Annotated in this window: 20 protein-coding genes, 5 tRNA genes and 1 pseudogene; 7 read left to right on the top strand and 19 right to left on the bottom strand. The window is 72.7% G+C overall.

From position 1 onward, the window contains the following. Positions 1–105: 105 nt before the first annotated feature. The 3 genes from coaD to recG all read right to left on the bottom strand — a co-directional run bounded on the left by coaD (position 106) and on the right by recG (position 3,579). On the bottom strand, positions 106–585 hold the full coding sequence (coaD, locus tag CP969_RS26905; protein ID WP_004983003.1) for a pantetheine-phosphate adenylyltransferase: 480 nt from the start codon (positions 583–585) through the stop codon (positions 106–108). Between the two features lie 26 nt (positions 586–611). Further along, positions 612–1,199: a 16S rRNA (guanine(966)-N(2))-methyltransferase RsmD gene (gene rsmD, locus CP969_RS26900; RefSeq protein WP_016824513.1), complete on the bottom strand. Its 588-nt coding sequence runs from the start codon at positions 1,197–1,199 to the stop codon at positions 612–614. A gap of 157 nt (positions 1,200–1,356) precedes the next feature. Next, positions 1,357–3,579, bottom strand: a complete 2,223-nt coding sequence (recG, locus tag CP969_RS26895; RefSeq protein WP_016824514.1) for an ATP-dependent DNA helicase RecG — start codon at positions 3,577–3,579, stop codon at positions 1,357–1,359. Between the two features lie 247 nt (positions 3,580–3,826). Between recG and CP969_RS26890 the strand changes: the two are divergent. Next, positions 3,827–4,387: pseudogene (locus CP969_RS26890) on the top strand (tetratricopeptide repeat protein); the annotation flags it as partial. 122 nt (positions 4,388–4,509) lie between these two features. Here the strand turns inward: CP969_RS26890 and CP969_RS26885 are convergent. Further along, a complete protein-coding gene (locus CP969_RS26885) occupies positions 4,510–6,264 on the bottom strand; it encodes a DAK2 domain-containing protein (protein ID WP_016824515.1) in 1,755 nt (584 codons plus the stop codon). A 267-nt stretch (positions 6,265–6,531) separates the two neighbouring features. Here CP969_RS26885 and rpmB point away from each other — a divergent pair, with 267 nt between their 5' ends. After that, positions 6,532–6,717 carry a 50S ribosomal protein L28 gene (gene rpmB, locus CP969_RS26880; protein WP_004924906.1) on the top strand — a complete coding sequence of 62 codons (186 nt, stop codon included), beginning with the start codon at positions 6,532–6,534 and terminating at the stop codon, positions 6,715–6,717. Between the two features lie 200 nt (positions 6,718–6,917). Here rpmB and thiD read toward each other — a convergent pair whose 3' ends face one another. Both thiD and CP969_RS26870 read right to left on the bottom strand, forming a co-directional pair. Next, complete coding sequence (gene thiD, locus CP969_RS26875; protein ID WP_016824516.1) at positions 6,918–7,757, bottom strand: bifunctional hydroxymethylpyrimidine kinase/phosphomethylpyrimidine kinase; 840 nt, start codon at positions 7,755–7,757, stop codon at positions 6,918–6,920. Further along, complete coding sequence (locus CP969_RS26870; RefSeq protein WP_004983013.1) at positions 7,754–8,719, bottom strand: thiamine-phosphate kinase; 966 nt, start codon at positions 8,717–8,719, stop codon at positions 7,754–7,756. Before CP969_RS26870 ends, thiD begins: the two co-directional genes overlap by 4 nt. Before the next feature lie 212 nt (positions 8,720–8,931). Between CP969_RS26870 and CP969_RS26865 the strand changes: the two genes are divergently transcribed. Next, positions 8,932–9,165 (top strand): Lrp/AsnC family transcriptional regulator, encoded by a 234-nt coding sequence (locus tag CP969_RS26865; RefSeq protein WP_004983019.1) that lies wholly within the window; start codon positions 8,932–8,934, stop codon positions 9,163–9,165. A 479-nt stretch (positions 9,166–9,644) separates the two neighbouring features. Here CP969_RS26865 and CP969_RS26860 read toward each other — a convergent pair whose 3' ends face one another. From CP969_RS26860 to CP969_RS26850, 3 genes are all read right to left on the bottom strand, one after another. After that, a complete protein-coding gene (locus CP969_RS26860) occupies positions 9,645–10,802 on the bottom strand; it encodes a D-alanine--D-alanine ligase family protein (protein WP_004983022.1) in 1,158 nt (385 codons plus the stop codon). Positions 10,803–10,885: 83 nt separating this feature from the next. After that, positions 10,886–11,896, bottom strand: a complete 1,011-nt coding sequence (locus CP969_RS26855; protein WP_004983025.1) for an NAD(P)H-dependent glycerol-3-phosphate dehydrogenase — start codon at positions 11,894–11,896, stop codon at positions 10,886–10,888. Then, the gene (locus CP969_RS26850; RefSeq protein WP_016824517.1) at positions 11,893–12,735 is read right to left on the bottom strand and encodes a lysophospholipid acyltransferase family protein; all 843 of its coding nucleotides are present in this window, start codon (positions 12,733–12,735) and stop codon (positions 11,893–11,895) included. Before CP969_RS26850 ends, CP969_RS26855 begins: the two co-directional genes overlap by 4 nt. A gap of 234 nt (positions 12,736–12,969) precedes the next feature. Between CP969_RS26850 and cofC the strand changes: the two genes are divergently transcribed. Then, a complete protein-coding gene (gene cofC, locus CP969_RS26845) occupies positions 12,970–13,608 on the top strand; it encodes a 2-phospho-L-lactate guanylyltransferase (protein WP_004983030.1) in 639 nt (212 codons plus the stop codon). Positions 13,609–13,617: 9 nt separating this feature from the next. After that, positions 13,618–13,821: a hypothetical protein gene (locus CP969_RS26840; RefSeq protein ID WP_004983032.1), complete on the top strand. Its 204-nt coding sequence runs from the start codon at positions 13,618–13,620 to the stop codon at positions 13,819–13,821. Positions 13,822–13,915: 94 nt separating this feature from the next. Here the strand turns inward: CP969_RS26840 and CP969_RS26835 are convergent, their stop codons facing one another. The 4 genes from CP969_RS26835 to leuC all read right to left on the bottom strand — a co-directional run bounded on the left by CP969_RS26835 (position 13,916) and on the right by leuC (position 17,226). After that, a complete protein-coding gene (locus CP969_RS26835; protein WP_004983033.1) occupies positions 13,916–14,554 on the bottom strand; it encodes an HU family DNA-binding protein in 639 nt (212 codons plus the stop codon). Positions 14,555–14,690: 136 nt separating this feature from the next. Continuing rightward, entirely contained in the window at positions 14,691–14,921 is a 231-nt protein-coding gene (locus CP969_RS26830) for an SCO5555 family protein (protein ID WP_004983038.1), read from the bottom strand. A 277-nt stretch (positions 14,922–15,198) separates the two neighbouring features. Beyond that, complete coding sequence (gene leuD, locus CP969_RS26825) at positions 15,199–15,792, bottom strand: 3-isopropylmalate dehydratase small subunit (protein WP_004983039.1); 594 nt, start codon at positions 15,790–15,792, stop codon at positions 15,199–15,201. 6 nt (positions 15,793–15,798) lie between these two features. Further along, entirely contained in the window at positions 15,799–17,226 is a 1,428-nt protein-coding gene (gene leuC / locus CP969_RS26820; RefSeq protein ID WP_004983040.1) for a 3-isopropylmalate dehydratase large subunit, read from the bottom strand. A gap of 197 nt (positions 17,227–17,423) precedes the next feature. Between leuC and ndgR the strand changes: the two genes are divergently transcribed. Then, positions 17,424–18,137 (top strand): IclR family transcriptional regulator NdgR, encoded by a 714-nt coding sequence (ndgR, locus tag CP969_RS26815; protein WP_004983042.1) that lies wholly within the window; start codon positions 17,424–17,426, stop codon positions 18,135–18,137. A gap of 185 nt (positions 18,138–18,322) precedes the next feature. Beyond that, entirely contained in the window at positions 18,323–18,601 is a 279-nt protein-coding gene (locus CP969_RS26810) for a hypothetical protein (protein WP_016824518.1), read from the top strand. A gap of 98 nt (positions 18,602–18,699) precedes the next feature. Here CP969_RS26810 and CP969_RS26805 read toward each other — a convergent pair. From CP969_RS26805 to CP969_RS26780, 6 genes are all read right to left on the bottom strand, one after another. Then, positions 18,700–18,772 (bottom strand) — tRNA-Glu (locus tag CP969_RS26805). Between the two features lie 27 nt (positions 18,773–18,799). Beyond that, positions 18,800–18,871: transfer RNA gene (locus CP969_RS26800), tRNA-Gln, on the bottom strand. A 21-nt stretch (positions 18,872–18,892) separates the two neighbouring features. Beyond that, positions 18,893–18,965: transfer RNA gene (locus CP969_RS26795), tRNA-Glu, on the bottom strand. Between the two features lie 61 nt (positions 18,966–19,026). After that, positions 19,027–19,099, bottom strand: a tRNA-Glu gene (locus tag CP969_RS26790). A 40-nt stretch (positions 19,100–19,139) separates the two neighbouring features. Then, positions 19,140–19,211, bottom strand: a tRNA-Gln gene (locus CP969_RS26785). Positions 19,212–19,302: 91 nt separating this feature from the next. Next, on the bottom strand, positions 19,303–20,034 hold the full coding sequence (locus CP969_RS26780; protein ID WP_016824519.1) for an HAD family hydrolase: 732 nt from the start codon (positions 20,032–20,034) through the stop codon (positions 19,303–19,305). Positions 20,035–20,085 lie beyond the last annotated feature (51 nt).

Below are 20,085 nucleotides of genomic sequence, written 5' to 3'. Positions count from 1 at the left end.
TTGGAGACGGACGGGACGACTGTACGACCCCGGGGCGTCGCCGGGACACCGGCCGGGCGGTTCGCCGGGCGGCGGACCGCCCCCGGGTGCCGGCGGTGCGCGTCCTCAGTCCCTGCGCAGACGCTCGGTGAGGGCCGCGAGGACCTCCTCCGGCACCAGGTGGGAGACGTCGCCGCCCCAGGCCGCGACCTCCTTCACCAGTGAGGAGGACAGGAAGCTGTAGGTGGGGTTGGTGGGGACGAAGAGGGTCTCCACGCCCGAGAGGCCGTTGTTCATCTGGGCCATCTGCAGCTCGTAGTCGAAGTCGCTGACGGCGCGCAGGCCCTTGACGATGGCGGGGATGTCGCGCTCCTTGCAGAAGTCGACGAGGAGGCCGTGGAAGGCCTCGACGCGTACGTTCCCGTACTCGGAGGTGACCCGGCGGATCAGGTCGATCCGCTCCTCGATCTCGAACAGGCCCTTCTTGGACTGGTTGATCATCACCGCGACGTAGACCTCGTCGTACAGCCGGGAGGCCCGGGCGATGATGTCGAGATGTCCGTTGGTGATCGGGTCGAACGACCCGGGGCATACGGCGCGGCGCACTTGTGATCCCTCGCTCTCCGGTCCGGTCATCGTGCGTCTTCGCACGTAGAGGCGGCGCGACCGTACCAAAACGTTCCCTCGCCGTAGCGGCGGGCCCGGAGCGCGTCGAAACCGGGCGGCCACCTGAATTCTCCGCCTCTGGTGCTGCGCTCCACGGTGACGAGGGCCTCTTCCGCGAGCCAGCCCTGTGAACGGAGTGTGAGAAGGATCTCGCGGAGATCGTCGTCCGAGACGGCGTAGGGCGGGTCCAGGAACACGAGGTCGTACGGCTCGTCCGGCGGCGCCGTGCGGATGACCTGTTCCGCCTTGCCGGAGCGGACCTCGGCGCCGGGGAGCCCGAGCGACCTGGCGTTGTCCCGGACCGTGCGCACGGCCCGGGCGTCGGCCTCGACGAGCAGGGCGTGGCCGGCGCCCCGGGACAGGGCTTCCAGCCCGACGGCTCCGGACCCGGCGTACAGGTCGAGAACGCGTTCGCCGTCCAGCGGGCCGCCGAGCAGCGCCTGCCAGGTGGAGAACAGACCCTCGCGCGCGCGGTCGGAGGTGGGACGGGTGCCGTTGCCCGGCGGAACGGCCAGGCGGCGTCCGCCGGCCACGCCGGCGATCACGCGGGTCATCTCGGGTCCTCGTTCGTGGAGTGGTGACGGGTCCAGTCTCGCAGGCCGAGGGCGCCGGGCGTCGCGTCGGTGGCCGCGGGTCCGTCGTGGCGCCGCTCGCGCCCGCCGGTGGCGCCGCGCTCCGGCGCCGCCCCGTGTCCCCCGGGCGGCGCCGGCGTCAGCCCTTCTCCAGGTACTGCTCCCTCTCCTCGTCCAGGAGGGCGTCCAGCGCCGTGCGCAGGGCCGGCAGGCGCTCCAGCTCCGGGTCGGCGGCGACGACCGCGGTGGCCTCCCTGCGGGCCTCGGCGATGATCTCCTCGTCGTCGATGACCGCGAGCATGCGCAGGCTGGACCGGGTGCCGGACTGGGCCTGGCCCAGCACATCGCCCTCGCGGCGCTGTTCGAGGTCGATCCGGGAGAGCTCGAAGCCGTCGAGGGTGGAGGCCACCGCGTTCAGCCGCTGCCGGGCCGCGCTCGCCTCGGGCATCTCGGTGACCAGCAGGCACAGGCCGGGGGCCGAGCCGCGGCCGACCCGGCCGCGCAGCTGGTGGAGCTGGGAGACGCCGAAGCGGTCGGCGTCCATGATCACCATCGCGGTGGCGTTCGGGACGTTGACGCCGACCTCGATGACGGTCGTGGCGACCAGGACGTCGGTCTCGCCGGCGGCGAAGCGGCGCATGACGGCGTCCTTGTCGTCGGGCGGCATCCTGCCGTGCAGGACCTCGACCCGCAGACCGTGCAGCGGGCCCTTCGCGAGCTGGTCGGCGACGTCGAGGACGGCGAGGGGCGGACGCTTCTCGGCCTCGTCCTCGGGGGACGCCGGTTTCTTCCGGCCGGCCTTCTTCGGGTCGTCCTCCTCGTCGCCGATGCGCGGGCAGACCACGTACGCCTGGTGGCCGCCCACCACCTCCTCGCGCACCCGCTCCCAGGCGCGGGTGAGGAAGTGCGGCTTGTCGGCGGCGGGGACGACATGGCTGGCGATCGGCGAGCGCCCGGCCGGGAGTTGGTCGAGGACGGAGGTCTCCAGGTCGCCGAAGACGGTCATGGCGACCGTGCGCGGAATGGGCGTGGCGGTCATGACGAGCAGGTGCGGCGGCTGCTTGCCCTTGCCTCGCAGGGCGTCGCGCTGCTCCACCCCGAACCGGTGCTGTTCGTCGACCACGACCAGGCCCAGGTCGTGGAACTGCACCTTGTCCTCGATCAGCGCGTGGGTGCCGATGACGATGCCGGCCTCGCCGGTGGCCAGGTCCAGCAGGGCGTGGCGCCGCGCGGCCGCGCCCATGGAGCCGGTGAGCAGCACCACCTTGGTGGCGTTCTCGGCCCCGCCCAGCATGCCGCCCTCGGCGAGCTCGCCCATCATCTCGGTGACCGACCGGTGGTGCTGCTGGGCGAGCACCTCGGTGGGCGCGAGCATCGCCGCCTGTCCTCCGGCGTCGACGACGGCAAGCATGGCGCGCAGGGCGACCATCGTCTTCCCCGATCCCACCTCCCCCTGGAGCAGCCGGTGCATCGGGTGTTCGGTGGCGAGGTCGGCGAAGATCTCCGCGGAGACCTTCTGCTGGCCCTCGGTGAGCGTGAAGGGGAGGCGGTCGTCGAAGGCGGCGAGGAGGCCGTCCGGCCCGGGCCTGCGGGCGACCGCGGGGAGCTGGGCGTCGGCGTGCCGGCGGCGGGCGAGGGCGACCTGGAGGACGAAGGCCTCGTCCCACTTGAGGCGGGCGCGGGCGTCCTCGATGTCCGCCTTGGTCTGCGGGCGGTGGATCTTCAGCAGGGCCTCGGGGAGGGGGACCAGGCCGCGGCCCTCGCGCAGGGACTCCGGGAGCGGGTCGACGGCCTCCCGGGCGCTGGGCAGGACCGTCTGCAGCGCCTTGCCGATCTTCCAGGACTCCAGCTTGGCCGTGGCGGGGTAGATCGGGATGAGGGCGCCGGCCCAGCTCTCGACCGTCTCCTCCGCGCCGTCGCCGTCGCCGCGCAGCAACTCGTAGGCCGGGTGGGCGAGCTGGAGGCGGCGGTTGAAGACGGAGACCTTGCCCGCGAACAGCGCGCGGGTGCCCGGCAGGAGTTCCTTGTGGGGCTTGTGGACGCCGGCGCCGAAGAAGACCAGTTGGAGCCGGCCGCTGCCGTCCGTGATGGTCACCTCCAGGCGCTGGCCCTTGCCGCGCGGGGCCTTGGCGGAGGCGAAGGTGTGCAGGCGGGCGTCGGCGACCTGGGCGACCACCGTGACGTGTTCGTCCATGGGGAGGTCGGCGAGGTGGGTGAGCTGGCCGCGCTCCTCGTACCGGCGCGGATAGTGGTGCAGGAGGTCGCCGACGGTGTGCAGGCCGAGGTGCTCGGCCATCACCTTCGCGGTGGCGGGGCCGAGCACCTTCTTCAGTGGTTCTTCCAGTGCGGGCACGGGGTCCATTGCACACCACGGCACTGACAGCGCGGGGACACCGGGTCCTGGCACTTTCCGGAATTCTCGGGAAATACCTGGTCAGGCCAGTGCCCGAAGTTCCGGGATGACGCGCCCGGCCCTCCTTCCCGCGGCCGCCGCCCCACCGGGACCGTCCGACCCCGCGCCGTCGCGAGTCCCACCACCGGCGCCGTGACGATGGACATCGGTCTTCTGGAGTGGGCCATGCACGACGACTCCGCGGGGGCGGTCGCTGATGGGCGGGATCACGGACCTCGACTCCCTGCGCCGGGCGATGGCGGAGAACGCCGGACAGCCGGAGGGGCCGGCCCGCAACGCCCGGGCGGAGCGGCTGCGGCTGGAGGCCGAGCGGCTGAACGTCCCGCTCGCCGTGATCGAGGCGCTCGGGCACCGGCTGACGGTCGACAACTACGGCTCCGAGAAGGCGAAGATGTTCGTCCCCTTCGCGCGGCTGCCGCGCCTGTGGGACGAGCGGCCCGAGGACTTCGACGCGTACGAGACGCACTCGCTGCACTGGGTGTCCGAGTGGATGCCGGCCGGCATGCTCGACCAGCCGCACGTCCCGCTCGCCTCGGTCGAGAAGTGGCTCGGTGAGACGGAGCACCGCTACCGGCTCGTCGGTCACTCCGAACGGGCGGTCCGCGGCGCCGAGTTCAGTGTGGCCGCGCACATCGGGGACGTGCGGCGGGCCGAGCGGGCGTATGCCGCGTGGCTGGCCGCCGACCGGGACTCCATGGCCGACTGCCCCGCGTACGAGCCGCACGGGCAGGGCCGGTGGCAGGCGGGGACGGGCCGGGCGCGCGGAGGCGGAGCACCTGCTGAGGGTCCTGGCGGAACAGGAACAGGAGCACGCTCAGGAGCGGGCGCGGGAACGGGCGGACGCCCGGACCCCTGGGGAGCGGCCGGCCCGGTCGGGGGTCACTCCACCCCGATGAGCAGCAGGGCGCCCTGTCGCCCGCCGTGGTACGCCACCGTGTCGACGGCGAGGTAGCCCTCGCGGACCCGGGCCTCCAGGCGGTCGGCGACGGCCTCGGGGGTCCCGTCGCCGAGGACCAGGGTGACCATCTCGCCGCCGGCCGCGAGCATGCGGTCGAGGACCGCCTCGGCGACGGCCGTGAGGTCCTGCCCGATCACGGCCACGTCCCCGTCGATGAGACCGAGGACGTCACCGGCCTGGCAGATGCCGGCCATGGTCCAGGACTGGTGCTCGGCGACGGTGACCTCGGCGTACCGGGTCGCGCCCGCCGCCGAGGTCATCGCCACCACGTCCTCGTCGAAACGGCGCTCCGGTTCGTGCACCGCGAGCGCCGCGATGCCCTGGACCGCGGAACGGGTCGGGATGAGCGCCACCCGGACGCCCTCGGTCCGGGCCTGCTCGGCCGCCGCGGCGGCGGTGTGGCGCAGGTTCTCGTCGTTGGGCAGCAGCACCACCTCGCGCGCGTGCGCCCGCCGCACGGCCTGGACGAGCTCACCGCTGGCGGGCGGCTCCCCGGGGCGGGCGAGCACGGTGGTCGCACCGGCCTCGGCGTACAGCCCGGCCAGCCCCTCGCCGGGCACCACGGCCACGACGGCCCGCTGGGCGCGTTCCCCGAGCGAGCGCCCGGCTCCCGTGGTGTGCACGTCCCCGGCACCGAAGTGGGTGATGCGGATCCGGTACGGCCGCCCGGCCTCGACCCCGGCCTCGACCGCCGCGCCCGCGTCGTCGACGTGCACGTGGACGTTCCACAGCCCGTCGCCGCCGACCACGACGAGCGAGTCCCCCAGCCCGTCGAGCCGCTCCCGCAACCGCGCCACGGCCGCGTCGTCGGCCTCCAGGAGGTAGATCACCTCGAAGGCGGGCCCGCCGGACCCCGGCACGCTCCCGCCGTCGGCGCACTCACCGGGCCCCGCGGCGGCCCGGGCGAGATCTCCGGGCGCCTCCCCGCACGCCCGGCGCTCCCCCGCGACCGCGCCGTCCACCGCCACCGCGGGCAGCACGCGCGGCGTCTCCCCCGTGAACGTCTCCACCAGGGCCGCCAGCACCGCGACCAGTCCCCTGCCGCCCGCGTCCACCACTCCCGCGCGCCGGAGGACGGCCAGCTGGCCCGGCGTCGCGGCGAGGGCCGTGCGGGCTCCCTCGTAGGCCGCCCGGGCCACCGTCCCGCAGTCGCCCGGGGCACCGTCGGCCGCCTCGGCGGCGGCCGAGGCGACGGTGAGGACCGTGCCCTCGGCGGGGTGGGCGACGGCCCCGCGCGCGGAGTCGGCCGCGTGCCTCAGGGCGAGCCGCAGCCGCTGTCCGTCGGCGTGGACGGCGGTCTCCTCCCCGGCCAGCACCTGGGCCATCCCGCGCAGCAGCTGCGCCAGGATCGTCCCGGAGTTCCCCCGGGCGCCGATCAGCGCCCCGTGCGCCATCGCCCGTACCGCTTCGGCCAGCGTCGGCCCCTCGGCCACGCCGCCCGGGTTCCCGGCGGGGCGCGCGGCGCCGCCCGCCTCGTGCCCCGCGAACACCGCCTCGACCGCCGCGGCCGCCGACTCGACGGTCAGGTAGAGGTTGGTACCGGTGTCCCCGTCCGCCACGGGGTAGACATTGATCGCGTCGATCTCCTCGCGCGCCCGTCCCAGCGCCTCCAGCGCGAGACCGCACCAGGCACGCACCGCGAGAGCATCGAAGAACGTCTGCGGCACCTGCGCCACCTGCGCCTCCCTGAGCTGCTGGACGTGGCACGCAGCGTAGACCTCGGGACCTCGTCCACCGCGGGAGGGCCCGGGGCGGGCCCCGGAGCCGCCATGGTAGTTTCGTCCTACGGCTGCAGCCGTTGTATGCTGCTCCGGTTGCCCGATCCGATCGGGCCTCTCCCCTGGCAACGCCACTCGGATTCCACGGGGCTCCTCGAGCCCGGTGTCCGGATCCCGGCAAGCCGGGATCAACCGTAAGTGCATCTGAAGTCTTTGGAGTGACCCGTGGCTGCCAACTGCGACGTCTGCGGCAAGGGGCCGGGCTTCGGCAACAACATCTCGCACTCGCACCGCCGTACGCCCCGTCGCTGGAACCCGAACATCCAGCGTGTGCGTACCGTGGTCGGCGGGACGCCGAAGCGCGTGAACGCCTGCACCTCGTGCATCAAGGCCGGCAAGGTCTCGCGCTGACGCTTCCGCTGAGCGCGCGGTCACAACCGGTTTCGCCGCATGGAGCCGGTCCACCTCGTGTGGACCGGCTTTTTGCCGTGCTCTGAGGACCGTCCGCGGCCGCGGGGACGGAGGGCGGCCGCCGCCGTCACAGGATGACGGCCGGACCCCCTCCGCCGCCCCGGGGCGTCGGCCGGGGCCGGCCGTCCCGCCACCGGTCCTCAGCCGGTACCGGCCGCCCCGCCGCGGGTCCGCCGGCCGAGTTCCCAGCCGTGGTCCACCGGCCCGATGCCACCGCCCAGGGCGAACCCGGCCGCGATCGCCCCGGTGACGTACTCCTTGGCCGCCGCCACCGCCTCCGGCACCGGCTGCCCCTTCGCCAGCTGGGACGCGATCGCCGACGCGAGCGTGCAGCCCGTGCCGTGGGTGTGCCGGTTGTCGTGCCGGGGGGCGCGCAGCCAGTGCTCCTGCGAGCCGTCCGTCAGCAGGTCGACCGCCTGGTCCGCGCCCGCCGCGAGATGGCCGCCCTTGATCACCACCCAGCGCGGCCCGAACTCCAGCACCGCCCGAGCCGCCCGGCGCATGTCGGACTCCGACTCGACCCGCAGGCCCGTGAGTTGCGCCACCTCGTCCAGGTTCGGCGTGGCCACGGTCGCCACCGGCAGCAGCCTGGTCCGTACGGAGTCCAGTGCGGAGAGCGCCAGCAGCGGGTCCCCGTGCTTGGAGACCCCCACCGGGTCGACGACCGCCGGAGCGTCCGTGCCGGCGATCAAGTCGGCCACGGCCTCGACGAGTTCGGCGGAGGCCAGCATGCCGGTCTTGACCGCCTGCACGCCGATGTCGTCGACGACACTGTGGTACTGGGCCCGCACCGCCTCCACGGGGAGCTCCCAGGCGCCCTGCACGCCGAGGGAGTTCTGCGCGGTCACCGCGGTCAGCACGCTCATGCCGTGCACCCCGAGCGCGAGCATCGTCTTCAGGTCCGCCTGGATGCCCGCGCCGCCGCCCGAGTCGGAGCCGGCCACCGTGAGCACCCGGGGCGGGGCGGTCCGCCCGCTCATGACTCGATGTCCCCGAAGTGGTCCCAGCCGCCCTGGGTCGTCCAGGGCGCCCCGTCGACCGTCACCTGGGGCAGCGCCGAGAGGTGGAGCACCTCGCCGATGACCTTCCAGCGGGCGGGCAGCTTCACGTCCGGCGGGAAGGTGGCCACGATCGCGTGGTCCTCCCCCCCGGTCAGCACCCACTGCATGGGGTCGACGCCGACGGCCTGGCCGATGTCGTTCATCTGCGAGGGGATGTCGATCGCCCCGGAACGGATGTCGATGCGCACGTTGCTGGCCACGGCGATGTGCCCGAGGTCGGCGATCAGTCCGTCGCTCACGTCGCACATCGCGGTGGCGCCCAGCCCGGCCGCGGCCGGGCCCGCGTGGTACGGCGGCTCGGGGCGCCGGTGCGCCTCGACGAAGGCGCGCGGCGAGCGGAAACCGCGGGAGAGCACCGCGTGCCCGGCCGCGGACCAGCCGAGCCAGCCGGTCACCGCGACGAGGTCGCCGGGCTGTGCGCCGGACCGGGTCACCGGTTCCTGGTTGCGCAGGTCACCGAGCGCGGTGATCGACACCGTGATCGTGTCGCCGCGCACGACGTCACCGCCGACGACCGCGGCACCCGCGACCTGGCACTCGTCGCGCAGGCCGTCCATCAGCTCCGAGGGCCAGGTGACGGGCAGCTCCGCCGGGACGACCAGGCCGAGCAGCAGCGCGGTCGGCACGGCTCCCATGGCGGCGATGTCGGCGAGGTTCTGCGCGGCGGCCTTGCGGCCGACGTCGTAGGCCGTGGACCAGTCGCGGCGGAAGTGGCGGCCCTCCACCAGGATGTCGGTGCTGGCCACGACCCTGCGGTCGGGCGCGGCGACCACGGCGGCGTCGTCACCGGGGCCGATCCGGACCGCGGGGGTGGTGGTGAGGCGGGAGGTGAGCTCCCTGATGAGCCCGAACTCCCCGAGCTCACCAACAGTGCCCTTCATTTCCCTTGCTCCCCTTCTGTCCCTGTGCCTGACCGTGCCCGGTCGCGAGCCGTCCGTGGGCTCGCTACGGTCGAGGTGACCGTCAACTTCTCTCGTGTCCGGACCCCGGCGCGCAAGGTCCGGTTCCCGCAGATCTCCCCGTGACGAGCGGCGACGCGATACCGTGGCGTTCCTTTTCCCCACATGATCCTCGTGGCCGCCCTGGAGGTTCCGTGGTACAGGCGTACATCCTGATCCAGACGGAGGTCGGCAAGGCGTCGACCGTCGCCGATCTGATCGGCAAGATCCCTGGAGTCGTCCAGGCCGAGGACGTGACCGGGCCGTACGACGTCATCGTGCGCGCCCAGGCCGACACCGTCGACGACCTGGGTCGGATGGTGGTCGCGAAGGTCCAGCAGGTGGACGGGATCACCCGTACCCTGACCTGTCCGGTCGTCCATTTGTAGCCCCCGTCCGCCCTGCGCCGGTGGACTCCTTCCGCCACCGGCGTACCGCCCTGCCCGCCCCCGCGGCGCCGCTTCCACCGCCACGGGCCGCTGCGCGTCCGCGGTGGTTCTCGGCCCGGGCGCGAAGGCCACCGGGCCGTGCCGGATCCCGGACGGAGCCCCGGGGACGGCGGCGGGCGGTGGGCGTCGCGAGGTCCCGGCCCGCGTCCGAACCGGCCACGGGTCGGGGCGGCGTGGCGATCATACTGCGGTACGGGGCCGCACGACCGCCGGAGACGACCGGCCCGGACGCGGCACCGCGCGGTGCCGGGGCGGTCGGCGGAGAAGCGGACGGCGGCGCGCGCGTGCGGGCCGCTCCCGTTCCGGCCGCAGGGCAGGCACTGCCCGCGGGGCCTCCTCCCGAAGCCCCGCGTCGTCCGCGATCCCCGCGGCCTCCGTGACCGGTGCGGCCCCCGTGCGGGCCGCGACCGCCGCGTGGGTCAGCGCAGTCCGGTCGAGCGCCGCAGCGCCGCCTGCACCAGCCGGTCCACCAGCTCCGGGTAGCCGATGCCGGTGGCCTGCCACATCTGCGGGTACATCGAGATGGGCGTGAAGCCGGGCATCGTGTTGATCTCGTTGATCACGAAGTCGCCGTCCTCGGTGAGGAAGAAGTCCGCGCGGACCAGTCCCTCGCAGGAGGCCGCCTCGAACGCCTCCACCGCGAGCCGGCGCACCTCGGCCGTCTCCTCCTCGGTCAGCGGCGCGGGCACGATGCCGGGCGTGGAGTCGATGTACTTGGCCTCGAAGTCGTAGTACGCGTGCGCGTCGGGCGGCGGGATCTCGGCGGGCACCGAGGCGCGCGGGCCGTCCTCGAACTCCAGCACGCCGCACTCGATCTCACGGCCGCGCAGCGCCGCCTCGACGAGGATCTTCGGGTCGTGGCGCTGGGCCTCGGCGATCGCCCCGTCCAGCCCGGAGAGGTCGTCGACCTTGGTGATGCCGATCGAGGAGCCGGCCCGCGCGGGCTTCACGAACAGCGGCCAGCCGTGCTCGCCGGCGAAGTCGACGATCTTCTTGCGGGCGGCGGACTCGTCCCGCTGCCACTCGCGCGGCCGGATCACCACGTACGGGCCGACCTTGAGCCCGAAGGAGGTGAACACCCGCTTCATGTACTCCTTGTCCTGGCCGACGGCCGAGGCGAGCACGCCCGAGCCGACGTAGGGGACGCCGGAGAGCTCCAGCAGGCCCTGCAGGGTGCCGTCCTCGCCGTAGGGGCCGTGCAGCACCGGGAAGACCACGTCGACCTCGCCGAGCGCCTTGGGCACCGAGCCGGGCTCGCTGTAGACGACTTCGCGGCTGGCGGGGTCCACGGGGAGCACCACGCCGCCCTCCGTCGACTCGGCGAGCTGGTCGACGCTGGGGGTGCGGCGGTCGGTGATCGCCATGCGTTCCGGCTCGTCGGCCGTGAGCGCCCAGCGGCCGTCCGCGGTGATGCCGATGGGCAGGACGTCGTACTGGGACCGGTCGATGGCCTTGAGGACGGCTCCGGCGGTGACCACGGAGATCCCGTGTTCGGAGCTGCGCCCGCCGAACACGACGGCCACCCGCGGCTTGCGCGGCGGCTGCTCGGGGCTCTGGGAGAGGTTCTCGGTGCTCATATCGCGACGAGAGTACCCGTTGGTAGAGCCGGGAGACAGCGCCCGCAACGCCGCGTGTGGGCCGGACGGAGGGGGGTCGTCGCTCAGCGTCGTTCGGGCTTCGCGCTGCGCGACATCAGCTCCTCGAGGGCGACCGCGGGAGGCTTGCCCTCGTGCACGATGCCGACGACCGTCTCGGTGATCGGCATGTCGACGCCGTGCCGGCGGGCCAGGTCCAGCACCGACTCGCAGGACTTGACGCCCTCGGCGGTCTGCCGGGTGACCGCGATGGTCTCCTCCAGGGTCATGCCCTTGCCGAGGTTGGTGCCGAAGGTGTGGTTGCGCGACAGCGGCGAGGAGCAGGTGGCCACCAGGTCGCCCAGTCCCGCCAGTCCGGAGAAGGTCAGCGGGTCGGCGCCCAGCGCCACGCCGAGCCGGGTGGTCTCGGCGAGGCCGCGGGTGATGAGCGAGCCCTTGGCGTTGTCGCCGAGCCCCATGCCGTCCGCGATGCCGACGGCCAGCCCGATCACGTTCTTCACGGCGCCGCCCAGTTCGCAGCCGACGACGTCGGTGTTGGTGTACGGCCGGAAGTAGGGCGTGTGGCAGGCGGTCTGGAGCCGCCGGGCGACGGCCTCGTCGGCGCAGGCGACCACGGCGGCGGCCGGCATGCGGGCGGCGATCTCGCGGGCCAGGTTGGGGCCGGTGACCACGGCGACGCGGTCGGCGCCCACCTCGGCGACGTCCTCGATCACCTCGCTCATGCGCATGGCGGAGCCGAGTTCGACGCCCTTCATCAGCGACACGAGGACCGTGCCGGGGGCGAGCAGCGGCGCCCACTCGGCGAGGTTGCCGCGCAGCGTCTGCGAGGGGACGGCGAGGACGGTGAAGTCGGCGTCGTGCGCGGCCTCGGCGGCGTCCGCCGTGGCCCGCAGGTTCTTCGGGAGTTCGATGCCGGGCAGGTAGTCGGGGTTGGTGCGGGTGGAGTTGACCGCCTCGGCGAGTTCGGGGCGCCGCCCCCACAGCACGACGTCGCAGCCCGTGTCGGCGAGGACCATGCCGAAGGCCGTGCCCCACGATCCGGTGCCGAAGACGGCCGCCTTGACCGGCTTGCTCACGTGCCCAGCCCTTCTTCTTGTGCGACGACCCTGTTCCGCGCCTGCTCGGTCTCCACCATCGGCGTCCCCGGCGACCGGGTGCCGCGCCGTCCCGTCCGCTGCCTCTGCGACCGGGTCCTGCGGCGCTGTTCGATGCGTTCGCGACGCGGGTCGTAGGGCGTCTCGGGGGCCTTCGCGCCGCGGATCTCCTCCAGCTGGCGGGTGATGGCCGCCATGATCGCCTCGGTCGCCTCCTTGAGCAGTTCCGGGGTCATCTCCCGGTCGTAGAAGCGGTCCAGGTCCACCGGCGGTCCGGCGAGGACCCGGTGCGTCTTGCGCGGCAGGAGGTGCGGCTTCTTGGCGTACGGCGGCAGCACCTCGTTGGCGCCCCACTGGGCGACCGGGATCACGGGGCACTTGGTCTGCAGGGCGACGCGCGCGGCACCGGTCTTGCCGGTCATGGGCCAGCCGTCCGGGTCGCGGGTGAGGGTGCCCTCCGGGTAGAAGGCGACGCATTCCCCGCGCTCCACGGCGTCGATCGCCGCGCGGAAGGCGCTGAGCGCGTCCGTGCTCTCGCGGTAGACGGGGATCTGTCCGGTGCCGCGCATCGCGGCGCCGACGAATCCCTTCTTGAAAAGCCCACTCTTCGCCAGGAAACGCGGAACACGTCCGGTGTTGTACTGAAAGTGCGCATAGGCGAGGGGATCGATGTGCGAATTGTGGTTCACCGCGGTGATAAAGCCGCCCTCGGCCGGAATGTTCTCCATTCCGCGCCAGTCCCGCTTGAGCAGAACCACCAGAGGCGGTTTGCAGATCACCGCGGCGAAGCGGTACCAGAAGCCGATTCTGCGGCGCGGCACAAGGACACCTTCCTCTTGGTCCTGTCTTTCGTATCACCCCGGGGCCACGGGCTCGGGCCGGAGGCCGGACGGGCCGCACAAGTGTCGCCCCGGGCCGCCGGTCTGTCGAGAACACCGTACGCCCGCCCGTCTTCCGTCACCGTCCCCGCGAGGGGCTCCGCCGCCCTCCCCCTCCCTCCGGGCACCGGGCGCCCCGGGGGACAATGACCGCGACAAGAGAGGGACGTAACACTCGTGCAGTGGACCTTGGTGGTGCCCCTGAAGCCGCTGGACCGGGCCAAGAGCAGGCTGTCGGACACCGCGGGCGACGGGCTGCGCCCGGGCCTCGCGCTCGCCTTCGCCCAGGACACGGTGGCGGCCGCGCTGGCGTGCCCGGCGGTGCGGGATGTGGTGGTCGTCACGGACGACGCCCGGGCGGGCCGCGAGCTGGGGGCACTGGGTGCCGGGATCGTCCCCGACGAGCCGGGCGGCGGCCTGAACGCCGCCCTCGCCCACGCGGCGGCGGTGGTGCGCGCGTCCCGGCGGGCCGGCGCGGTGGCGGCCCTGAACGCCGATCTGCCGGCGCTCCGCCCGCCGGAATTGGCCCGCGCTCTCGATACGGCCGCCGCATTCCCGCGTGCTTTTCTCGCGGATACCGCCGCGATCGGCACGACCCTGCTGGCCGCGTCCCCGGACCGGGAATTGCGTCCGTCCTTCGGGCCCGATTCCCGGGCCCGGCACCGGGCGTCCGGGGCCGTGGAGCTGTGCCTGGACGGGGTGGATTCCGTACGGCAGGACGTGGACACCGGCGACGATCTGCGGGCGGCGCTGGCACTGGGGGTGGGTCCCCACACGGCCGCTGCCGCCGCGCGGTTGCTGATTCCGGAGCAGTAGGCTGCCGGTATGCAGGCCACCGCATACACCTACGACCCCGTCAGCCGCAGCGGTCAGGTGCTCCTGGACGACGGCACCCCGGTGCCCTTCGAGGCTCCGGCGTTCGACGCGGGGGGCCTGAGGCTGCTGCGTCCCGGGCAGCGGGTGCGGATCGAGACCGAGGGCGAGGGCGAGGGGCGGCGGATCACGCTGGTGACGCTCCAGACGTTCTGACCGGCCGTTTTCCTGCCGTCACCACCCCGGACACGCCGCGGGCCGGGCTCCCCGACGGAGTCCGGCCCGGCGCGTGAGTACCGCTTGCCCGCGGCTACTTCTTGCGGGCGCTGGTCTTCTTGGCCGTGGTCTTGCGCGCGGTGGACTTCTTGGCGGGTGCCTTCGTGGCCGGGGCCTTCTTGGCGGTCGTCTTCTTCGCGGCGGCGGTCTTGGCGGGCGCCGCCGTCTTCTTGGCGGGCGCCTTCTTGGCCGCGGTCTTGGCCGCCGCCGTCTTGGCGGGCGCCTTCTTCGCCGCCGTCTTCCGGGCCGTCGTGGTCTTCGCCGCGCCCGTCGCCTTCTTGGCCGCGGCCTTCTTGGTGGCCGCCTTCTTGCCCGCGGCCTTGGAGATGGTGGGCGTCGGACCGGACAGGCTTCCCTTGGGGGCCTTCTTGACGGCGATGTCGTTCTTCGGGAGCTTCTTCGACCCGCTGACCAGGTCCTTGAACCCCTGTCCCGCGCGGAACCGCGGAACGGAGGTCTTCTTGACCCGAACCCGCTCGCCCGTCTGGGGGTTGCGGGCGTAGCGGGCCGGACGGTCGACCTTCTCGAACGAACCGAAACCGGTGACCGAGACCCGGTCCCCCGCGACCACCGCGCGGACGATGGCGTCCAGGACCGCGTCGACAGCATCGGCGGCCTGCTGGCGGCCGCCCATCTTGTCGGCAATCGCTTCTACGAGCTGCGCCTTGTTCACGTCTTCCCCTTCGGAGACATCGCCAGAACGAAACTGTTCAAGCTTTTTCGCACGTTAGGCAGATATATACCGCAAATCAAACACGAAACGGGCTAATCACCCTTGTGCCGCAACGGACTCGACCGTCCCGACCGGTTCAGCGCTCCTCTTCGGGGAATCGCCCCGCGTCGAGGTCCGCGACGAACCGGTCCAGACGCCTTGCCGCACCGGCGAGATCGTGCTTGGCCGCGGCCGTAATGACCAGCAGCTTCCGGGTCAGCGCCATCCGTACGCCCTCCGGGACTTGCAGTGCGCGCACCCTCGAGTGCGCTTCTTTGAGCCGGACCGCGACCGCCGCATAGAGCTCGAGTTGGCCGTCGTGTTCCATGCACAGATTGTGCCATCTGGGGCAAGTTGTCGCCTGCGCAGGGGGCAACTGCTGCCTCGGGCGTCCTTCCCGACACCCGCGGAAGCCGTGGGTACATGACGCACGTACCCCAGCAATCACCTCCGTAACGTGGGAGGTTGAGCGCATCCGGGGCACCGGGCGGAGCCGGTCGGGCACAGAGACGCCCGTACCCCCGATCAAGCCGATCGGGGGTACGGGCGGGGTGTGGGGGTGGCCGAAAGTCGACCTCTCGGCAGGGCTCCGCCTGCCGAGCGCGTCAGGCGGTGAGCGTGCGCGGCTTGAACGACGGACGCTTCGCCTCGTAGGCGGCGATCTCGGCCTCGTTCTGCAGGGTGATGGAGATGTCGTCGAGGCCGTTCAGCAGGCGCCAGCGGGAGTTCTCGTCGAGCTCGAAGGAGGCGGTGACGCCCTCGGCGCGCACCTCGCGGGCCTCGAGGTCGACGGTGATCTCCGCCGTGGGGTCGGCTTCGGTGAGCTCCCACAGCGCGTCCACGATCTTCTGGTCGAGGACCACCGTGAGCAGGCCGTTCTTCAGCGAGTTGCCCCGGAAGATGTCGGCGAAGCGGGAGGAGATCACGGCCTTGAAGCCGTAGTTCTGCAGCGCCCAGACCGCGTGCTCGCGGGAGGAGCCGGTGCCGAAGTCGGGGCCGGCCACCAGCACGGTGGCGCCCTCGCGCTCGGGCCGGTTGAGCACGAACTCCGGGTCCTTGCGCCAGGCCTCGAACAGTCCGTCCTCGAACCCGTCCCGCGTCACCTTCTTGAGCCAGTGGGCGGGGATGATCTGGTCGGTGTCGACGTTGCTGCGGCGCAGCGGGACGGCCCGGCCGGTGTGGGTGGTGAATGCTTCCATGACTGATCAGACTCCAGCGGGCGTGGGGGCGTCGGCGGCGAGGTCGGCCGGGGAGGCCAGGTGACCGAGGACCGCGGTGGCCGCGGCGACCTGCGGGGACACCAGGTGGGTGCGGCCGCCCTTGCCCTGCCGGCCCTCGAAGTTGCGGTTGGAGGTGGAGGCGGAGCGCTCACCGGGGGCGAGCTGGTCGGGGTTCATGCCCAGACACATGGAGCAGCCCGCGTGCCGCCACTCGGCGCCGGCCTCCTTGAAGATCACGTCCAGGCCCTCGGAGACGGCCTGCAGCCCCACCCGCGCGGAGCCCGGGACGACCAGCATCCGTACGCCGTCGGCGACTTTGCGGCCCTGGAGGATCTCGGCGACGGCGCGCAGGTCCTCGATGCGGCCGTTGGTGCAGGAACCTACGAAGACGGTGTCCACGTCGATGGAGCGCAGCGGCTGGCCGGCCTCCAACCCCATGTACTCCAGGGCCTTTTCGGCGGCGAAGCGCTCCGAGGGGTCTTCGTACGAAGCGGGGTCGGGGACCGCGGCGGACAGCGGCGCGCCCTGGCCCGGGTTGGTGCCCCAGGTGACGAACGGCGACAGTTCGGCGGCCTCGACGACGACCTCGGCGTCGAACTCGGCGTCCTCGTCGGAGCGCAGCGTGCTCCAGTACGCGACGGCGGCGTCCCAGTCCTCGCCCTGCGGGGCGTGCGGCCGGCCCTTGAGGTACTCGAAGGTGGTCTCGTCGGGGGCGATCATGCCCGCGCGGGCGCCGGCCTCGATCGACATGTTGCAGATGGTCATCCGGGCTTCCATCGAGAGCTTCTCGATGGCCTCGCCGCGGTACTCCAGGACGTAGCCCTGGCCGCCGCCGGTGCCGATCTTCGCGATGATCGCCAGGATCAGGTCCTTGGCCGTGACGCCGTCGGGCAATTCGCCGTTGACCGTGATCGCCATGGTCTTCGGGCGGGCCATCGGCAGCGTCTGGGTGGCCAGCACGTGCTCGACCTGGGAGGTGCCGATGCCGAACGCCAGGGCGCCGAAGGCACCGTGCGTGGAGGTGTGCGAGTCGCCGCAGACCACGGTCATGCCGGGCTGGGTCAGGCCCAGCTGCGGGCCGACCACGTGCACGACGCCTTGCTCGACGTCGCCCAGCGGGTGCAGCCGGACGCCGAACTCCGCGCAGTTCTTGCGCAGCGTCTCCAGCTGGACCCGGGAGACCGGGTCGGCGATGGGCTTGTCGATGTCCAGGGTCGGGGTGTTGTGGTCCTCGGTGGCGATGGTCAGGTCCAGCCGGCGCACCCTCCGGCCGTTCTTGCGGAGACCGTCGAAGGCCTGCGGGCTGGTCACCTCGTGCAGCAGGTGCAGATCGATGTAGAGGAGGTCGGGCTCGCCCTCGGCGCGCCGGACGACGTGGTCGTCCCAGACCTTCTCCGCGAGTGTCCTACCCATCGCTTTCCCTCCGGCCGGCACGAACCCCTCCGGCCCATCTAGAGATCTGTGAGGAGACGGCGCCCGCACCCCTGATCCCGGGCGTCCGCCGCCAGGCCCGGTGGTCCACGGGCCGCGTTGCTTCCGTGCTTCCAGAGTGGCGGGTTCCACGGAAAATTGAACTTGCGTTTCACAGAGTGAGACGCAAGTATCGTTTCATGGACAACAGTAGCGGCGTCGGCGTTCTGGACAAGGCGGCCCTCGTCCTGAGCGCTCTGGAGTCCGGTCCGGCCACCCTCGCGGGGTTGGTCGGCGCCACCGGACTGGCACGACCCACGGCCCACCGCCTGGCCGTGGCACTGGAACACCACCGCATGGTGGCGCGCGACATGCAGGGCCGGTTCATCCTCGGCCCGCGCCTGGCCGAACTGGCCGCGGCGGCGGGCGAGGACCGTCTGCTCGCCACGGCGGGCCCGGTGCTCACCCACCTCCGCGACGTCACCGGGGAGAGCGCCCAGCTCTACCGGCGCCAGGGCGACATGCGCATCTGCGTCGCCGCGGCGGAGCGCCTGTCGGGCCTTCGGGACACGGTCCCGGTGGGCTCCACGCTGACGATGAAGGCCGGCTCCTCGGCGCAGATCCTGCTCGCCTGGGAGGAGCCGGAGCGGCTGCACCGCGGCCTGCAGGGCGCCCGTTTCACGGCGACGGCCCTGTCGGGCGTACGGCGCCGCGGCTGGGCCCAGTCGATCGGCGAGCGCGAGCCGGGGGTCGCGTCCGTCTCCGCGCCGGTGCGCGGCCCCTCGAACCGGGTGGTGGCCGCCGTCTCGGTCTCCGGTCCCATCGAGCGCCTCACCCGTCACCCGGGCCGCATGCACGCGCAGGCCGTCATCGACGCCGCCGGCCGCCTCTCCGAGGCGCTGCGCCGCTCCTGACCGCCCCCCTTCTTCATCCGCCGCTCCGTCGGGGACGGGCCCGCCTCAACGCCGCGGCAGGCCCTCCCCGGCCCCACCCGCCGTCGGACGACGCCGTACGTCCGCGGCGAGGCGGTGAGCGGCGCCGCCGGATCAACGCGACGACGGCCGGGGACGGCGAGGAGCGCCCGCGCCGACTGCGGCCGGTGCGCGCCCCGGTCCGGGTGGGAGCCTGCCGGTGGCGACGGCTCGTCGAGCCGCCGCGCCGGCCGGGCCACTCCCGGGACGCCGAACTGACGGCACCGTTCGGGGAGTTGACCCACCAGGTGGCGCGCAGGCAGCTCGACTCCCCGGAGAGGCGCGTCTCCGGGACGGAGCGGGTGGAGCCGGCGGTGGCCTCCGCGGTGCTCTTCGCACCGGCGCCGCGGGCACTCCACCGGTCGGCACGGGAGGAGCAGTCGGCACGGCGCCACGGGATCGAGTGAACCGGGTCACCCGGCGGGGCCGGCGTCCGGCGCCTCGCGCCGTCGCCCTCCCGGAACGCCGAGAGCCCTCCACCGCAGTGGAGGGCTCTCGCCATCTGTACCCCCGACCGGATTCGAACCGGCGCTACCGCCTTGAGAGGGCGGCGTGCTAGGCCGCTACACAACGGGGGCGTGGATCACACGTTTCCGTAGATCCTGCTGGTCTACCTGGACTCGAACCAAGACTAACTGAACCAGAATCAGTCGTGCTGCCAATTACACCATAGACCAATGATGGTTTAGACCAGTCAGTACCCCCGACCGGATTCGAACCGGCGCTACCGCCTTGAGAGGGCGGCGTGCTAGGCCGCTACACAACGGGGGCCCTAGCGATCCTGCATCGGGAACAGTGGGAGCGACCCGGCTGTTCCCGCGGGAAGGATCTGTACCCCCGACCGGATTCGAACCGGCGCTACCGCCTTGAGAGGGCGGCGTGCTAGGCCGCTACACAACGGGGGCTCGCGGATGTGATCCGCAGGTTGCAGATGAGCTCTGCGAGCTGGCCTACCTGGACTCGAACCAAGACTAACTGAACCAGAATCAGTCGTGCTGCCAATTACACCATAGGCCACTGGAACGCAAGCCCCTGAGGGGATCTTGTTCTAGTTCTGCACCGTGGAGTCCCGGCCTTCCGGCCCGCTCTCCGCGGCGCAGGAAGAACATTACCCGAAGGTGGACGGCGCTCCAAAACGAGTATCGGCGGCGAGCAGTGCGGGCAGTTCGGCGAGGGAGGCGATGCGGCGCGGTCCCACGGGCGGCTCGACGGTCGCGTACGCCCCGCCGCGGTCGATCCACACCGACAGCAACCCGGCCTCCGCGGCGCCCCGGCCGTCGATCTCCGGGTGGTCGCCGACGTACGCGACCTGGTCGGGCGGCAGGGACAGGGCCTCGCAGGCGGCCAGGAAGGCATCGGGCTCGGGCTTGGAGACGCCCAGCTCGGCGGCGCACAGGATGGCCTCGAAGCGGTCGTGGACGCCGAGGAGGCGCAGCTTGCGGTCCTGGACGGTCAGGCTGGAGTTGGAGAGCACCGCGTGGCGGTGGCTGGCGGCGAGGGCGTCGAGGACGGGCAGCACGTCCGGGAAGAGGCTCCAGGCGGCCTCGTAGTGGGTCACGTAGCGCCGGAACCAGTCGTCGGCCTCGGCGTCGGTCAGGTTCCGGTCCAGGAAGACGCGGGTGCGGTCGCGGCGCTGGGTCTCGAAGTCCACCTCCCCCGCGGCGAACCGCGCCCACTGCAGGTCGGTGACCTCCCGCCAGCGCTGCAGCGCCTCCTCCACGGAGGCGTGCCCGTCGAGCAGCCCCTCGGCCAGGAGGTGCGCCCGCATGCCCTCGCGGTCGGCGGTCGTGTAGTCGAAGAGGGTGTCGTCCACGTCCCAGACGACGGCTCGGATCGCCATGGGACCGACGGTACCCGGACCCGCACGGCAAAGGGGCGGCACCCGGGAACC

Source organism: Streptomyces viridosporus T7A, from assembly GCF_008704515.1.
GTDB classification, from domain to species: Bacteria; Actinomycetota; Actinomycetes; order Streptomycetales; family Streptomycetaceae; genus Streptomyces; species Streptomyces viridosporus.
This window is presented reverse-complemented; position numbering and strand designations above follow the sequence as displayed.

Excerpts from the sequence above, each read along its gene's own strand:
- CP969_RS26780 (WP_016824519.1), bottom strand. The coding sequence starts at position 20,034 with ATGGCGATCCGAGCCGTCGTCTGGGACGTGGACGACACCCTCTTCGAC.
- recG (WP_016824514.1), bottom strand. The coding sequence starts at position 3,579 with ATGGACCCCGTGCCCGCACTGGAAGAACCACTGAAGAAGGTGCTCGGC.
- CP969_RS26870 (WP_004983013.1), bottom strand. The coding sequence starts at position 8,719 with ATGAAGGGCACTGTTGGTGAGCTCGGGGAGTTCGGGCTCATCAGGGAG.
- thiD (WP_016824516.1), bottom strand. The coding sequence starts at position 7,757 with ATGAGCGGGCGGACCGCCCCGCCCCGGGTGCTCACGGTGGCCGGCTCC.
- CP969_RS26840 (WP_004983032.1), top strand. The coding sequence starts at position 13,618 with ATGCAGGCCACCGCATACACCTACGACCCCGTCAGCCGCAGCGGTCAG.
- leuC (WP_004983040.1), bottom strand. The coding sequence starts at position 17,226 with ATGGGTAGGACACTCGCGGAGAAGGTCTGGGACGACCACGTCGTCCGG.
- ndgR (WP_004983042.1), top strand. The coding sequence starts at position 17,424 with ATGGACAACAGTAGCGGCGTCGGCGTTCTGGACAAGGCGGCCCTCGTC.
- leuD (WP_004983039.1), bottom strand. The coding sequence starts at position 15,792 with ATGGAAGCATTCACCACCCACACCGGCCGGGCCGTCCCGCTGCGCCGC.
- rsmD (WP_016824513.1), bottom strand. The coding sequence starts at position 1,199 with ATGACCCGCGTGATCGCCGGCGTGGCCGGCGGACGCCGCCTGGCCGTT.
- CP969_RS26860 (WP_004983022.1), bottom strand. The coding sequence starts at position 10,802 with ATGAGCACCGAGAACCTCTCCCAGAGCCCCGAGCAGCCGCCGCGCAAG.
- CP969_RS26830 (WP_004983038.1), bottom strand. The coding sequence starts at position 14,921 with ATGGAACACGACGGCCAACTCGAGCTCTATGCGGCGGTCGCGGTCCGG.